The sequence below is a fragment of the Microbacterium sp. LWH13-1.2 genome (assembly GCF_038397735.1).
Classification (GTDB): Bacteria; Actinomycetota; Actinomycetes; order Actinomycetales; family Microbacteriaceae; genus Microbacterium.
The window spans coordinates 3,098,686-3,111,620 of the sequence record NZ_CP151635.1 but is presented as its reverse complement, the minus strand read 5'-3'; the positions used below and the strand labels follow the sequence as shown (position 1 = coordinate 3,111,620).

Annotated in this window: 14 protein-coding genes and 1 tRNA gene; 8 read left to right on the top strand and 7 right to left on the bottom strand. The window is 68.4% G+C overall.

What is annotated here, in order from left to right:
• Positions 1 to 78 precede the first annotated feature (78 nt).
• On the top strand, positions 79 to 396 hold the full coding sequence (locus MRBLWH13_RS14970; RefSeq protein ID WP_341955738.1) for a hypothetical protein: 318 nt from the start codon (positions 79 to 81) through the stop codon (positions 394 to 396).
• A gap of 33 nt (positions 397 to 429) precedes the next feature.
• Here the strand turns inward: MRBLWH13_RS14970 and MRBLWH13_RS14965 are convergent, their stop codons facing one another.
• Complete coding sequence (locus tag MRBLWH13_RS14965) at positions 430 to 945, bottom strand: helix-turn-helix domain-containing protein (RefSeq protein WP_341955737.1); 516 nt, start codon at positions 943 to 945, stop codon at positions 430 to 432.
• 126 nt (positions 946 to 1,071) lie between these two features.
• Here MRBLWH13_RS14965 and MRBLWH13_RS14960 point away from each other — a divergent pair, with 126 nt between their 5' ends.
• Entirely contained in the window at positions 1,072 to 2,211 is a 1,140-nt protein-coding gene (locus MRBLWH13_RS14960) for a zinc-binding alcohol dehydrogenase family protein (RefSeq protein WP_341955736.1), read from the top strand.
• 56 nt (positions 2,212 to 2,267) lie between these two features.
• On the opposite strand, the gene MRBLWH13_RS14955 is transcribed toward MRBLWH13_RS14960, so the two are convergent.
• Positions 2,268 to 2,341: transfer RNA gene (locus MRBLWH13_RS14955), tRNA-Gly, on the bottom strand.
• Positions 2,342 to 2,434: 93 nt separating this feature from the next.
• On the opposite strand from MRBLWH13_RS14955, the gene dcd reads away from it, so the two are divergent.
• Genes dcd through MRBLWH13_RS14940 form a run of 3 tightly spaced genes read left to right on the top strand, consistent with a single transcriptional unit; the run spans position 2,435 to position 3,693 of the window.
• Complete coding sequence (dcd, locus tag MRBLWH13_RS14950) at positions 2,435 to 3,040, top strand: dCTP deaminase (RefSeq protein ID WP_341955735.1); 606 nt, start codon at positions 2,435 to 2,437, stop codon at positions 3,038 to 3,040.
• A 1-nt stretch (position 3,041) separates the two neighbouring features.
• Entirely contained in the window at positions 3,042 to 3,473 is a 432-nt protein-coding gene (locus MRBLWH13_RS14945; protein ID WP_341955734.1) for a hypothetical protein, read from the top strand.
• Between the two features lies 1 nt (position 3,474).
• On the top strand, positions 3,475 to 3,693 hold the full coding sequence (locus tag MRBLWH13_RS14940; RefSeq protein WP_341955733.1) for a DUF2283 domain-containing protein: 219 nt from the start codon (positions 3,475 to 3,477) through the stop codon (positions 3,691 to 3,693).
• A 112-nt stretch (positions 3,694 to 3,805) separates the two neighbouring features.
• Here the strand turns inward: MRBLWH13_RS14940 and MRBLWH13_RS14935 are convergent, their stop codons facing one another.
• On the bottom strand, positions 3,806 to 4,612 hold the full coding sequence (locus tag MRBLWH13_RS14935) for a hypothetical protein (protein ID WP_341955732.1): 807 nt from the start codon (positions 4,610 to 4,612) through the stop codon (positions 3,806 to 3,808).
• A gap of 105 nt (positions 4,613 to 4,717) precedes the next feature.
• Between MRBLWH13_RS14935 and MRBLWH13_RS14930 the strand changes: the two genes are divergently transcribed.
• Both MRBLWH13_RS14930 and MRBLWH13_RS14925 read left to right on the top strand, forming a co-directional pair.
• Positions 4,718 to 5,290, top strand: a complete 573-nt coding sequence (locus tag MRBLWH13_RS14930; protein ID WP_341955731.1) for a MarR family winged helix-turn-helix transcriptional regulator — start codon at positions 4,718 to 4,720, stop codon at positions 5,288 to 5,290.
• Positions 5,291 to 5,355: 65 nt separating this feature from the next.
• A complete protein-coding gene (locus tag MRBLWH13_RS14925) occupies positions 5,356 to 7,038 on the top strand; it encodes a DUF222 domain-containing protein (RefSeq protein ID WP_341955730.1) in 1,683 nt (560 codons plus the stop codon).
• Between the two features lie 5 nt (positions 7,039 to 7,043).
• Here the strand turns inward: MRBLWH13_RS14925 and MRBLWH13_RS14920 are convergent, their stop codons facing one another.
• From MRBLWH13_RS14920 to MRBLWH13_RS14910, 3 genes are all read right to left on the bottom strand, one after another.
• Positions 7,044 to 7,991, bottom strand: a complete 948-nt coding sequence (locus tag MRBLWH13_RS14920) for a cation diffusion facilitator family transporter (protein WP_341955729.1) — start codon at positions 7,989 to 7,991, stop codon at positions 7,044 to 7,046.
• 27 nt (positions 7,992 to 8,018) lie between these two features.
• Positions 8,019 to 9,431 carry an MFS transporter gene (locus tag MRBLWH13_RS14915; protein WP_341955728.1) on the bottom strand — a complete coding sequence of 471 codons (1,413 nt, stop codon included), beginning with the start codon at positions 9,429 to 9,431 and terminating at the stop codon, positions 8,019 to 8,021.
• Between the two features lie 75 nt (positions 9,432 to 9,506).
• Positions 9,507 to 10,412, bottom strand: a complete 906-nt coding sequence (locus MRBLWH13_RS14910) for an RIO1 family regulatory kinase/ATPase (RefSeq protein WP_341955727.1) — start codon at positions 10,410 to 10,412, stop codon at positions 9,507 to 9,509.
• 296 nt (positions 10,413 to 10,708) lie between these two features.
• On the opposite strand from MRBLWH13_RS14910, the gene MRBLWH13_RS14905 reads away from it, so the two are divergent.
• A complete protein-coding gene (locus MRBLWH13_RS14905; RefSeq protein WP_341955726.1) occupies positions 10,709 to 11,911 on the top strand; it encodes an MFS transporter in 1,203 nt (400 codons plus the stop codon).
• Between the two features lie 57 nt (positions 11,912 to 11,968).
• Here the strand turns inward: MRBLWH13_RS14905 and MRBLWH13_RS14900 are convergent, their stop codons facing one another.
• Positions 11,969 to 12,886: an AraC family transcriptional regulator gene (locus MRBLWH13_RS14900; protein WP_341955725.1), complete on the bottom strand. Its 918-nt coding sequence runs from the start codon at positions 12,884 to 12,886 to the stop codon at positions 11,969 to 11,971.
• Between the last annotated feature and the right edge of the window lie 49 nt (positions 12,887 to 12,935).

Here is a 12,935-nt window from a genome sequence, read left to right as displayed (position 1 = left end):
GGCGTCATGGTCGTCATGGTCGACGAACGCGCATGAGGCCGACACCGCGGAGGTGACGGCTGTGTCTCCCTCACGGGTGTGGAGCAGGTCGATCTGGGCGGGACCGAACTCGGGCTGGCCGTGAAAGATGTCGCCGGAGTGTCCGCGAACTCCCGGTCGGAGCCGGTGCAGGTGTACCCCGCCGTCTACGAGCTGACCGGCCCAGACCTGGGCGACTATTTCACCGTCGCTCCCGATGAGATGTCAGCCATCCCGCCGACAGCGACGGCCGAACTCTCGGTGGCGGCGACGGAGGCGCTGCAGACGGCTCTGCTGGATGCGGCGAGCGTCCAAGCCGACGCCTGTGTCGAACCCGGAACCTCGGTGGGAAGGCCTCTGACCTCGATCAGCGCGTGACGCGCTGAAGCCTGCTCGCTCCAGTCGGCGATGTCACCCGTTGATCCATCCCTGCATGTCGGTCCACACCGCAGTCAGGGCATCCTCGAGTGAGAGATCAGAGGGGCCTTCCAGCCATCGGTCCATCGCGAGGTCGAAACAGGTCACGGCGAGGGCGGCCAAGGTATGTGCGTTCTCAGGGGCGATGCCGCGCTGGTGCAGTGACCGTTCGATGGCGCGCGCGAGGTAGTGACTGCGCAGAAGATCGCGTTCGTGCAGCGCGGGTTCGCTGCGGATGATGCCGCGTCGACGTGCGATCTGCTCTCGCCAGTCCTGGAGGCCGCGGCATGCGGCCGCGAGGCCAGCGCGCACGGTCGCCGTCCCGCCGCGTTCGTGCGGGATGGACTCCATGGAGTCGCTCACCGCTCGGGGGAACTCGCGATCTCGGAGGAACAGCACATCGCGTTTGTCCGAGAAGTGGCGGAAGAACGTCCGCGTGGTCAGTCCCGCCGCTTCGGCGATCTGGGGAACCGTGGTTCCCGAGTACCCCTGATCGGTGAACAGGTTCATCGCTGCAGCTTCCAACCGCAATGCAGCATCCGGTGACCAACGAGGCATACAGCAATGATGACACGAACTGTCGTAAGCTCGATTGTGATGACACGGAATGTCATCGGATTGGGAGAGCAGGAGAAGATGAGCGACAACACTGCGGCGTGGATCGATTCCGCCTATGCGGACCTGACGATCCGAGATGCCCCGATGCCGAAGCCAGGAGCGGGGCAGCTCGTGCTCGAGGTGCATGCGGTGGCGGTGAATCCGCTCGATGCGATCATCCAATCCAACGGCACCGTCATGTACGGATGGTTGCGCTACCCGGTGATTCTCGGGGAGGACGTCGCGGGCGTGGTCGTCGACACCGGAGCGGGCGTGGACGACTTCGTCGTCGGAGACCGCGTCGTGGCGTACGCGATGGGCCTGGAGAAGGGGCGGGATGCCGTCTCCGAGAGCGGCTTCCAGACCTATGTCGCGGTCGACGCGAGCCTGGCCGCCGCTCTGCCGGCCACCACCGCTTTCGAGGATGCCGCCGTCCTGCCGCTGGCGGTGTCCACAGCGGCGGCCGGACTGTTCGAGAAGGAGCAGCTGGGACTGGACTACTCCCGTCTCGGAGACGCGGCGCATCGCGATGAGGTCGTGGTGATCTGGGGCGGCGCGACAGCCGTCGGAGGCAATGCGATCCAACTCGCCCGAGCGGCCGGTTATCGCGTCATCACGACAGCCTCTGCGAAGAACCATGACCGGATGAGGCGGCTGGGAGCAGAATCCGCCTTCGACTATCGCGACCCGGAAGCGGCGAATCGGATCGTCGAAGCCGTCGGCGGCTCCGCGGTGGCGGGGATCCTCGCCGTCGCCGTGGGATCGGCCGACCCGTGCCTGAGGATCGCGCGCGCCACCGGCGCCACGCGGATCGCGATGGCGAGCCCTCCCGTCTCGTTCTACGAACAGCCCCGCCGCGGCGGCTTCTCCCTCGCCCGCATCCGCCTCTTTGCGACGCTCGGAATGAGAACGGCGCTCCTGCAGGTGCGCAGTCGCGCTCGCGGCATCAGGGCATCATTCATCTGGGGAAGCGCCATCGCCGCCTCTCCCGTGGGTCCGGCCGTGTGGGGCGGGTATCTCCCTGCCGCTCTCGCCTCGGGCAGCCACCGCCTCTACCCGGAGGCCCACATCGCAGGACACGGGCTCTCGGCCGTCCAAGAAGCCATCGACACCCTTCGCCGCGGCGTATCGGCACGGAAGCTCGTGGTCACCCTCGATCACCCACCGACGAACCCGTGATGGATCCATGGGGGTGTCCAAGCGCATTGCGGGAACAGTGAGCGGGGCGTCACATATGGAGGGGCTGACGGGAATCGAACCCGCGCTATCTGCTTGGGAAGCAGAAGTTCTGCCATTGAACTACAGCCCCGTACCTGCATCCGAGGAGCGGGTGAACGCCAGCCTACCGGTCTGATCCGTCATGGCCAAAGTGTCGGCCGCGTACGGCAACTAGGCTGGGGCCGTGCTTCTCAGCGACCGCGACATCAGAGCAGAACTCGCATCCGGCCACATCGGCCTGGATCCGCACGAGCCGGAGATGATCCAGCCGTCGAGCATCGACGTGCGCCTGGACCGCTACTTCCGTCTCTTCGACAACCACAAGTACCCGTTCATCGATCCGTCGGTCGATCAGCCGGAGCTCACGCGGCTCATCGAGGTCGACCCCGACGAGCCGTTCATCCTGCACCCAGGCGAGTTCGCGCTCGGTGCGACCTTCGAGCAGGTCTCGCTGGCCGATGACATCGCGGCGCGTCTCGAGGGCAAGTCGTCGCTCGGTCGCCTCGGCCTCATCACGCACTCGACCGCCGGGTTCATCGACCCCGGCTTCACCGGGCACGTGACGCTCGAACTCGCGAACGTCGCCACGCTGCCGATCAAGCTGTGGCCGGGAATGAAGATCGGCCAGCTGTGCTTCTTCCGCCTGACCTCTCCGGCCGAGAACCCGTACGGCTCCGGCCCGTACGGCAACCGCTATCAGGGGCAGCGCGGGCCTACGGCCTCCCGGTCGTTCCAGAACTTCCACAAGACGGACGTCGGCACGACCGACGTCGGAGCCGCAGGGGGCTGACATGAGCGGTGACAGCAAAGATCCGTACGATCCGTCGGAGGATGCTGTCGTCCCGCCGCCTCCGTTCGCGGGCGCGGTTCCGGATGCGACGATCCCTCCGCCTCCGCCCGAATCGTCGGTTCCGGATGTCGTGATCCCTCCGCCTCCGCCCGAGGCGATGCTCCCGGCCACCCGTCGGACTCGGCCGAAGCCGGCGATCCTCACGGGCGACCAGCCCGCCCCCGTCGCAGACGACTGGGCTCAGCCGTCGGTCGCCCCCGAGGTTCCGACGTCCGGCGGATACCGCGCACTGACCTTCGTGATCTTCGCATTCCTGCTGCTGCTCCTCGCCGCGGCGATCATCGGCGCGATCTACCTCGGGGTCACGACCTTCGGGCTGTCGGCCGTCGATTCCTCCTCTGTCGCAGCCGTTTCGGCATCCTGGACCGGGTGACGTGGGAGACCTGACATACGACGCCGAGGTCGACGCGGCCTACGCCACGATCGGGCGGCCGATCCGGCCCGGCGAGGCGGCGCGGCAGGTGCCGGTGGCGTTGCCCGACGGAATATCCGGCGAGCTGATCCTCGACTTCGATCGCGACGGGCACCTGCTCGGGGTGGAGATACTCGGTGCGTCAGGGCTGCTCCGGCCGGAGGATGTCCGGGGCCGGTGACGCACCGGGGTCACGACCGGGTCCCTTCTGAAAGAGCGCCGTTCACCCGTGCGCACACAGAAAAGCCCCGCCTGACCGGGGTCAGACGGGGCGTTCCGGTGATCGGATGCGATCAGGCGTCGCGACCGCGGGAGAACCCGGCGTCGAAGCCGCGCTCGTAGGCATGCTGCGCCGCGCGGGCGGCGCGGTGGTCGCCGTGGCTGTGGCCGTGGCCAGGACCGAAGCCGTGCCCGTGGCCGCGGTGTTCGTCGGCGAAGCGGTCGTGCCCGCGGTGTCCGCGGTGCGCGCACGCGCGGTCCGCGAAGTCGGAGTCGGCGCCGAACTCGGCATCCGCACCGTGCTCATGCCCGTGCTCGCGACCCGGACCGAAGTCCGAGCCGAAGTCGCGACCGCGTCCGAACGGTCGGCCGTGGCGACGGCCGAAGCCAGGGCCGAAGCCGTGCCCGCGTCCGAAGCCGCGTCCGAATCCGCGAGGGTCGGAGCCGTGGCGACGGCCGTGTCCACGGGGAAGAGGGGTCTCCTCGTCCCAGCCGAATGCGCGGGCGATCTGCTCGAGCGAGGCGAGCGTGGTGGCGAGGTCTTCGGAGCTCACGGCGTCCGTGACCTTGGCGCGGATGCCGTCGACGATGCCGCCGAGGCGTTCCTTGGCGGCGCGGCCGTCGTCGGTGAGCGTCCAGCCGTCGCCGTCGGCGACGACCCATCCGCGCTCGACGAGGTCGCGCAGCTTGTGGGCGTTCAGCGGGCGGCGCGCAGGGGCCGTGTCATCGATCACATTGAGGATCCGCCAGTCGCGGCGGCTCGCCTGCTCGCCCTCGAAGGCCGAGGCGAACTCGGAGGCCATCAGGCGGTCGACCGCCTTGATCCAGAAGCCGAACGGGCGGGGGGTGGTGTCTGTGTTCTGAATGTCAGAGGTGTTCATGGGGTGATTCCTTAGATGTCATGGAGCATGTGCTTGTCACTATGCATGTATATGTAGTGTGACATGCAGTATCGATACATGTCAAGTCGCATGTAAAATCGACGGGTGAGCGCCGAAGAGAACGATCCCGCCGAGGCCATCGCCCGCGCCCTGTCCCGTCTGCGCGGACGCCGTCCTGGTGAACGCGGTCGCGGCCCCCGCGGAATGGGCGGGCCGCACGGCTGGCATGGCGGCCCGCATCCTGATCACTTCGAGCAGGGTGGCCACGATCATGGTCGTGGTCACGCGCATTCAGGGCATTCCGGCATGCCTCCGTGGATGAACGACCCGTCCGGACGCTTCGGCGGGCCGGCGCGGATGCGGATGCTCGAGGCGCTCGCCGCGGCATCCGCGCCCCTCAGCGTGAGCGACCTCGGTGCGGCGATCGGCGTCGATCAGCCTCGCGCCTCGCGCCTCGTGCAGCAGGGGGTCGCGCACGGTTTCGTGCGGCGTGAAGCGGATCCCGACGACGCGCGACGCACGCGCATCGCGCTCACGGATGAGGGGCGCACGGTCGCTCGAGGCATGCGAGGCGAGCGGCGTGAAGCGCTGGGCAAGGCGCTCGCGGCGTTCACCGAAGATGAGCGCGAGCAGCTCGCGGCGCTGCTGAACAAGCTCGCCGACAACTGGGAGAGCTGAGCGCTCTATCGCGGTCTCGCTGGGCGCGGTGGCGTTCGCGATCGGCATTCCGGAACGCTGCGCCGGTGTTCCAGAATATGCTTCTGATCTGGTCGAAAAGTGACTGGTTCCGCGCTTCGAATGTCGGCGGCCCCGAGTTGGATGGAGGCATGTCATCCCGCACTCGCATCCTTGTCGATCAGGTCGTCGCCGACCTCGATCGGGTGCTGTCCGACGATGCGATCGCGGGGTTGTCCGACGCTGAGCGGGTAGAGGTGCTGCAGGCGGCCGGTGCGGCGTTCCGGCGGGTCGAGGCCGTCATGGTCGAGACGATCGCTTCGACCGATGCGGTGGACTTCCCGCATTCCACGGGCTGCCGCACACCGAATGAACTGCTGCAGCGCACCCTGCTGACAGACGTGCGCGGGGCGTCACGGTTCGAGAAGGTCGTCGCCCTCGTCCGACGGAACGTGAACCTGGTGTCCGGCGATCGACTGCCCGCGCGCTGGCCGGCGTTGAGAGAGGCGATGCTCGACGGCGCGATCGGAGTCGCGGGCATGCTTGCGGCGACCGAACCACTCGAGAAGGTGTCGCATCGTATCGGCGTCGATGATCGGCTCGAGGCCGATATGTGCCTTGCCCGGGCGGCACGGGGCCTCAGACCCGATCCCGACGGCGGCCCCGATGACGACGTTCAGGGTCCGGCGCCCACTCTCGAAGAGCTGAAGCTGCTTGCCGAAACGTTGGTCGCGCTGCTCGACCCCGACGGAGACGGACCCGGCGACGAGCCCGCTCGCCGACGGGGAATCACTCTGGGGCGGGTGCGCGACGGATTGCGCTCGATCAAGGGGTATCTGACGCCCGAGGTCGCCGCGCAGTTGGAACTGATCCTCGATGCGCAGAACAACCCCAAGGGCGACGGACCGCCGATGCCGGGCGTTGTGTTCACTCAGTGCGACGGCGCTGCCGACGAGGGCGATGCCGACGAGGGCGATGCCGACGAGGGCGATGCTGACCAGGGCGATACCGACCAGCGCGATACCGACGAGGGCGATGCCGACGAGGGCGATGCTGACCAGCGCGATAGCGAAGAAGATCCGTTCAATTCGGATCCGCGCTTCGTCATCGACGACCGCACGGCCGCGCAGAAACGGCATGATGCTCTCGCCGCGGCACTGGCGATCGCCGCCCGCCACAGGGACATGCCCACGCTCGGCGGTGCGGGTCCGGTGCTGGTTGTGACTGTCGATGCGAAGGACCTCGAGACGGGCACCGGGCGCGCGAGTGTCAGTGGTGCCTGGGGACAGCTTCCGGTGAGCGTCGCCGCGCACGTCGGATGCTCGGGAACGATCCAGCGGGTGCTCATGAAGGAGGGTCGGATCACCGGGATCACGACTACGGATCGGGTGTTCACGGTGCATCAACGCCGGGCGATCGTGGCGCGCGACAAGGAATGTCTGATCCCGGGGTGTCATGTTCCGGCGTCGTGGTGCGAGATCCATCACGTCACCGAGCATGCGCGGGGTGGGCCGACGCACACGGACAACGGTGTGCCGTTGTGCTGGTGGCATCACCGATCCCTGGGCACCTCGGGGTGGGAGATCCGCATGGACGACGGTCTCCCGCAGGTAAGAGGTCCGAGATGGTGGGACCCCGACCAACGTTGGCGCACCCCGCGACTCAGCTCTTCGACACAGCGGCGAGAGTCGAGGCGAACGCGCGGGGCGAGACAGGCGCAGAGTCCGCCTCTCTTCGCGCACGCAGGATGACGTGGCTACGACGGCCGCACGGGCGCGCCGGTGCCTGCGCCTGTGCCGAAGGCGAGCGATTCCTCGTCGTCGACGGAGAGGGACAGCACCACGGTCTCGACGACCTCGTGCGCCTCGATCTGCTGCTCGATCTCGCGCAGCCGTCGGGCGACATCGTGTTCCCGGGCGTCGCCGGCCAGGTCGATCTCGGCGACGATGAACAGGCGGTTCGGTCCGACGTATTCGATGTGCAGGTAGGTGAGGCGCTGGATCTGCGGCGAACCGAGCAGCGCACGTCCCACGCGGTCGCGCAGTGCCGGCGACGCGTTCGAGCCGACGAGGAACGCGATGTTGCGTCCGATCAGGATGATCGCCACGACACCGAGCAGGATTCCCACGAGGATCGATCCCACCGCATCCCAGGCGGCGACCCCGGTGATCTGATGCATCGCGATCGCGCCGGCGGCGAGGACGAGACCGATCAGGGCAGCCATGTCCTCGAAGAACACCGCGCGCAAGGTCGTGTCGCTGGTGTCGAGCACATAGTCCCAGGTCGACGATCCGCGCTCACGCGCGAGCCGTCGAGACTTCACCATCGCCTGTGTGAACGACGCCCCCTCGAGCACGAACGCGATGCCGAGCACCGTGTACGCGACGGCGGGGCTCTCGACAGGTCCGGTCTCGGACAGCTCCTGCACGCCGTGCATGATCGACACGATCGACCCGGCGGTGAAGATCCCGAACGCGGCGATCAGCGACCAGACGAACGCTGCGCGACCGTAGCCGAGCGGGTGCCGCTCATCCTTCGCGCGGGCGCCGCGGCGATCGGCGATCAGGAGGAAGATCTCGTTACCGGCATCCGCCCACGAGTGAGCCGCCTCCGCCACCATCGACGCCGAAGACGTGAGCACCGCCGCGATCGTCTTGGCGATCGCGACGAGGACGTTGGCGAGGAAAGCGATGATGACCGTCACGCGGTCAGGCTACTCCCCGCCACGCGCTCAGGCGTTCTGCGTCGCCTTCACCGGGAGCAGCAGCAGGAAGCCCGCGATCAGCACGATCACGATGCCCAGGATGCCGTAGGACGTCGACCCCGAGAGCACGATCAGCAGGGTCCACGCGCCGGATGCCATCCAGCTCGCCGCCCGCCCGGTCGTGGCATAGAGGCCGAAGATCTCGCCCTCGCGCCCGGCCGGGGTGATGCGGGCGAGGAACGACCGCGACGCCGCCTGGGCGGGGCCGACGAACGCGCAGAGCAGCAGACCGCCGATCCAGAACACGATCGTGCCCGCATCCACCAGGAAGAACACGGCGAGGCCGGCGATCACCATGGATGCGAGGGAGATGAGGATGATCCGCTTCGGGCCGAAGCGGTCGTCGTAGCGTCCGGCGATGATGGTGGAGACCCCGGCGATGAGGTTCGCCGCGATGCCGAAGATCACGAGGTCGAGGAACGCGAAGTCGAACACCTGGCTGGCGATGACCGCGCCGAACGCGAAGACGCCGCCGAGTCCGTCGCGGAACACCGCGCTCGACAGCAGGAACCAGAACGTCTGACGGGTCTCGGAGTTGCGGTAGAGGCCCGTGACGTCCTTCACGAGCAGCCCGTACGACGCGAAGAAGCCGACCTTGCGCTCGGGGCGTCCGAGCGAGGGCTCCGGCACGTTGAGGAAGATCGGGATGGAGAAGACGATCGCCCAGATCGCGCAGCCGACGGCGATGATGCGGAACGGCAGGCCGCCGTCCTCGGGCAGGCCGAACCAGTCGAGCATGTAGAAGACGACGACGAGGACGAGAGCGATGATGCCGCCGATGTAGCCGAAGCCCCAGCCGAGGCCCGAGATGCGTCCGACGGTCTTCGGATTCGCGATGCCGATGAGCATCGCGTTCGAGTTCACGGCGGCGATCTCACCGAACACGGATCCGGCCGAGATCAGCGCCACGCCGAGCCAGAACAGCGCCGGTGCCGGCTCGACGAACCACAGGCCGAGCATGCAGGCGATGAGCGCGCCGGTGCCGATCCCGAGCCAGAGCTTCTGACGGCCCGCGGCATCCGCTCGCTGGCCGAGCACCGGTGCGATCAGGAGGATCGCGATTCCGGCGATCGTCGACCCGAGGCCGAGCCCCGAGGCGAGGTCGGCCTCGGCGGCTTCGCGGATCGGGTCCTTCGCGTCGAGTCCCGCGATCGACGCCGGCAGGAACGCCTCGGTCGTGAGGTACAGGGCGGTGAAGATGAAGGTGAGGATGACGGTGTTGAAGGGCTGCGTCGCCCAGTCCCACAGCGCCCACGAGTAGACCTGCTTCTTGGGGGCCGGTGTCTCGCCGCGCAGGTCGAGGCCGATGACTCCGACCGCGCCGCTGTTGGCCGTCGCAGCGGGCTCGGGCACCGCGCCGCTCTGCGGGGATTCGCTCATGCTCGAAGTCTGGCGTCGTGGGATGAACGGACGGTGACGGCGCGCCGCGCGATCCCTCCTGCTCAGCTGCCGACCTCACGCGTACGACGCGGCGAGCATCTCGGCGAACAACTCCTCAGCGTCCCGCTCGACGCGTCGGCGGGTGAACCAGTCGCAGATGTTGACGCAGTCGCGATGCAGCAGATCGAGGCCCTGCGGGTTGGCGATGATGTCGACGATCTGCGGCAGGTCGATCACCCGCACCCGGCCGTCGTGCACGAGCAGGTTGTAGGCCGAGAGATCGCCGTGCGCGAAGCCGGCCGCGGCGAAGATGCGCATCAGGTCGACGATCTGGTCGTACAGATCGGCCAGCGCGGCGCGGTCGCTGCGCACCGCCGCGAGTCGGGGAGCGGCGACGCCGTTCGCGTCGCCGACGAACTCCATGAGCAGCTCGGTGCCGTTGACCTGCACGGGGTAGGGAACGGGCGCGCCGAGCTCCCACATTCGGCACAGCGCATCGAACTCGGCGAACGACCACTGCGCGGCGGCGACCGCCCGGCCGTGCTCGGACCTCTTGGCGAGCGCCCTGGTGTCGCGGGTGTTCCTGGTGCTGCGACCCTCGGTGTAGACGCCCGAGCGGTGGAAGCTGCTGTGGTCGGTGCCGCGATAGCGCTTGGCGGCGAGCAACGTGCGCTGGGCGGCGTCGTCCGGCACCGCCCGTTCCAGCAGGAACACATCGGCCTCCTTGCCGGTCTTGAGGATGCCGAGCTCGGTGTCGAGCGCGCCGGCGCTCGTCACGACCCAGGCAGGCCACGGCAGGGGGCCGCGCTCCGATGGGGTGACCGCCGGCCATGTGCTCCATCGCTGGTTGTCGCCGGGTTCGACATCGGCGAACGTCGGGACGGACTCGAAGGGAGAGGCGTCGAACGCCGACCCGGTCGACGAAGGGGCGGGGGAGAGACGGGACGAGGATGCTTCGTAAGAAGCGAAGAGATCAGACACGGTGTGGCTCCGAGAGAAGGAGGCCACCGCGGATCAGGAGCGGGCGGCCTCGAGAGGAAGGATGTCGGCGAGGGGCGCGACAGAGAATGCGTTCATGTCATCCACTCCTCTCGCTGAGACCTTCCGGGAGAACCCCGGCGCGTCGTCGAGCCTAGAGGTCACGGGCGGATCGTGTCCAGACCCGATCGACTGACTCCCAGGGCCGGTCCGGTGCTCCGGGCGCGGTCCGGACGAATGGTCGGATGCCGTGGACGCAGCGTCGGGTGCAGCATCCCCGCGACTGCGAGTGTTGACGCATGACCACCACCGCGCCCGTACCCGTGACGACCGCCCGCACCGAGGGCATCCGCTACGGCGGGCTCATCGTGCTGATGCTGATGGGCTTCCTGCTCGTCACCGCGGAGTTCCTGCCCAACGGCGTGCTCACCGAGATGGCAGACGCGCTCGGTGTCACGCCCGGCCAGGCCGGGCAGACCGTGACCGTCACCGCTCTCGTCGGCCTGATCGTCGCCCCCACGGTCGGCCTGATCTTCCCCCGTCTCGACCGTCGGTCGCTGCTCATCTGGATGGCGCTCGCCGCCGCCGCATCCAATCTGATCGTCGCGGTCGCGCCGAACCTCCTCATCGTCCTGCTCGCACGGTTCCTACTGGGAGCGGCGATCAGCGCGTTCTGGGCGATGTCCATCACGGTGGCCGTGCGGCTCGCGGGCCCCGAGCACCTCGGGCGAGGGGTCATGTTCACCTCCGCCGGCGTCTCGCTCGCGACGGTCGCGGGAGTGCCGCTCGGCGTCATGCTCAGCGAGATCGTCGATTGGCAGACGGTGTTCGCGATCGCCGGCGTGCTCATGGTGGTGCTCGCGGTGGCGCTGCGATTCATGCTGCCGTCGGTACCTGCCGAGCAGGCGTCGAGCATCCGTCTGCTCGTCGACACCCTGCGTCGCCCCGGCATCGGGCTCGGCATGGTCGGGCACGTGCTCGTGGTGCTCGGGCACTTCCTCGCGTACACCTACGTGCGGCTCGCGCTCGAGCGCATCCCCGAGGTCGAGCCGTCGACGATCATCCTGCTGCTCGCCCTCTTCGGCGTCGGCGGCCTCGCCGGCAACCTCGGGCTCGGATTCTTCATCGACCGCACCTTCGCGTTCTTCGCGGTGTTCGCCCCGCTCGTGATCGCCGCCTCGGTGCTGTCGATGATCTTCCTCTCCGGGTCCGTCCTCGGCATCGGAATCGTCGTGCTGGTGTGGGGATTCTTCTTCTCGTCGTGGTTGCTCGTGATCAACACCTGGGTGGGGCATCGCACCCCCGACCGCCTCGAAGCCGGCGGCAGCCTCGTCGTGGTCGGCTTCCAGGGAGCGATCACGATCGCGGCCGGTCTCGGAGGTCTGCTCGTCGACACCCTCGACGTCGAGTTCGTCTATGTGCTCGGGGCGATCTCGCTGCTGGTCGGCGCCGTGCTCTTCGGAATGTCGAACCGCAGGAACACGGCGGCGGCGCTCGTCTGAGTCGCCTCGTTCGCTCGTTCGCTCGTCGCCTCGTCTCCCGCTCGCGGGCCGGCGGCCTCAGGCGGGAACCGCGGTCAGCTCCGCCGCACGCCAGGCCGAAGGCGTCAGCCCGGTGCGGCGGCGGAACGCGCGGCTGAATCCCTCGTCCGAGGCATAGCCCAGCTCGCGTGAGGTCTCGCTGACGGATCGGCCGGAGCCCAGCATCCGCTTCGCCGCGTCGACGCGCACCTCGGTGACGTAGTCGGCGGGCGATCGGCCGATCGCGGCGCGGAAGCGCTCGGCGAACACCGAGCGCGACATGGCTCCGACGCTCGCGAGGCGCTCGACCGTCCAGTCGCGGCCTGGTTGCTCGTGGATCGCGTCGATCACGCGGTCGAGGAAAGGATCCTTCGTCACGGAGGGCCAGCCTGCCGGCGCGCAGCCGTTCGCCGCCCACGCGCGGATCACGGAGAGCAGCACGGTCTGGGCCATCATCCGGCAGATCACCGGATCGCCCTGGCGTGAGGGGCACGTGGCGGGATCGGTGGGACCCATGCTGCCGGCGAGTGCGGCGGCTGCGGGTTCCAGCGCTGCGAACGACATGACGGTGATCGGATCGGGAAGAAGCGCGGCGATCATCGCGGCACTGTCCGAGAACTCCAGGTCGACGACCACGAGGTCCGTGACCCCGTCGGCTTCGAGGGCGATCGACGCGCGCCCGAGCGTGAGGAACGCATCTCCGGCGACCAGGTTCGCGTGCAGCGGTCGATCGTCCACTGCGATGATCTGCGCTGCTCGGTCGACGTCGAGGCGGCATCCCGTGGTCAGCGGCGGATGCCCGTGCACCGAGCCGTCCGCGATGTACACGAGGGTGGCAGAGCCTGCGGGGATCGGCAGGATCCCTCCGGCGGCGAGCGGCACGCGTCGGGCGATGCCGACCCGCAGGTCGACGGAGTCGAGCACGTGCCCGAGGGCTGCGGAATCGACGGTCACCATGCCTTCGGCAACGCCCAGGGGCTCATAGCTATTCCGGATACTCTGGAAG

What these genes read in the sequence shown, in the direction of transcription:
- MRBLWH13_RS14965 (WP_341955737.1), bottom strand. Translation starts at nt 945, where the DNA reads ATGAACCTGTTCACCGATCAGGGGTACTCGGGAACCACGGTTCCCCAG.
- MRBLWH13_RS14960 (WP_341955736.1), top strand. Translation starts at nt 1,072, where the DNA reads ATGAGCGACAACACTGCGGCGTGGATCGATTCCGCCTATGCGGACCTG.
- MRBLWH13_RS14945 (WP_341955734.1), top strand. Translation starts at nt 3,042, where the DNA reads ATGAGCGGTGACAGCAAAGATCCGTACGATCCGTCGGAGGATGCTGTC.
- MRBLWH13_RS14935 (WP_341955732.1), bottom strand. Translation starts at nt 4,612, where the DNA reads ATGAACACCTCTGACATTCAGAACACAGACACCACCCCCCGCCCGTTC.
- MRBLWH13_RS14915 (WP_341955728.1), bottom strand. Translation starts at nt 9,431, where the DNA reads ATGAGCGAATCCCCGCAGAGCGGCGCGGTGCCCGAGCCCGCTGCGACG.
- MRBLWH13_RS14905 (WP_341955726.1), top strand. Translation starts at nt 10,709, where the DNA reads ATGACCACCACCGCGCCCGTACCCGTGACGACCGCCCGCACCGAGGGC.
- MRBLWH13_RS14900 (WP_341955725.1), bottom strand. Translation starts at nt 12,886, where the DNA reads ATGGTGACCGTCGATTCCGCAGCCCTCGGGCACGTGCTCGACTCCGTC.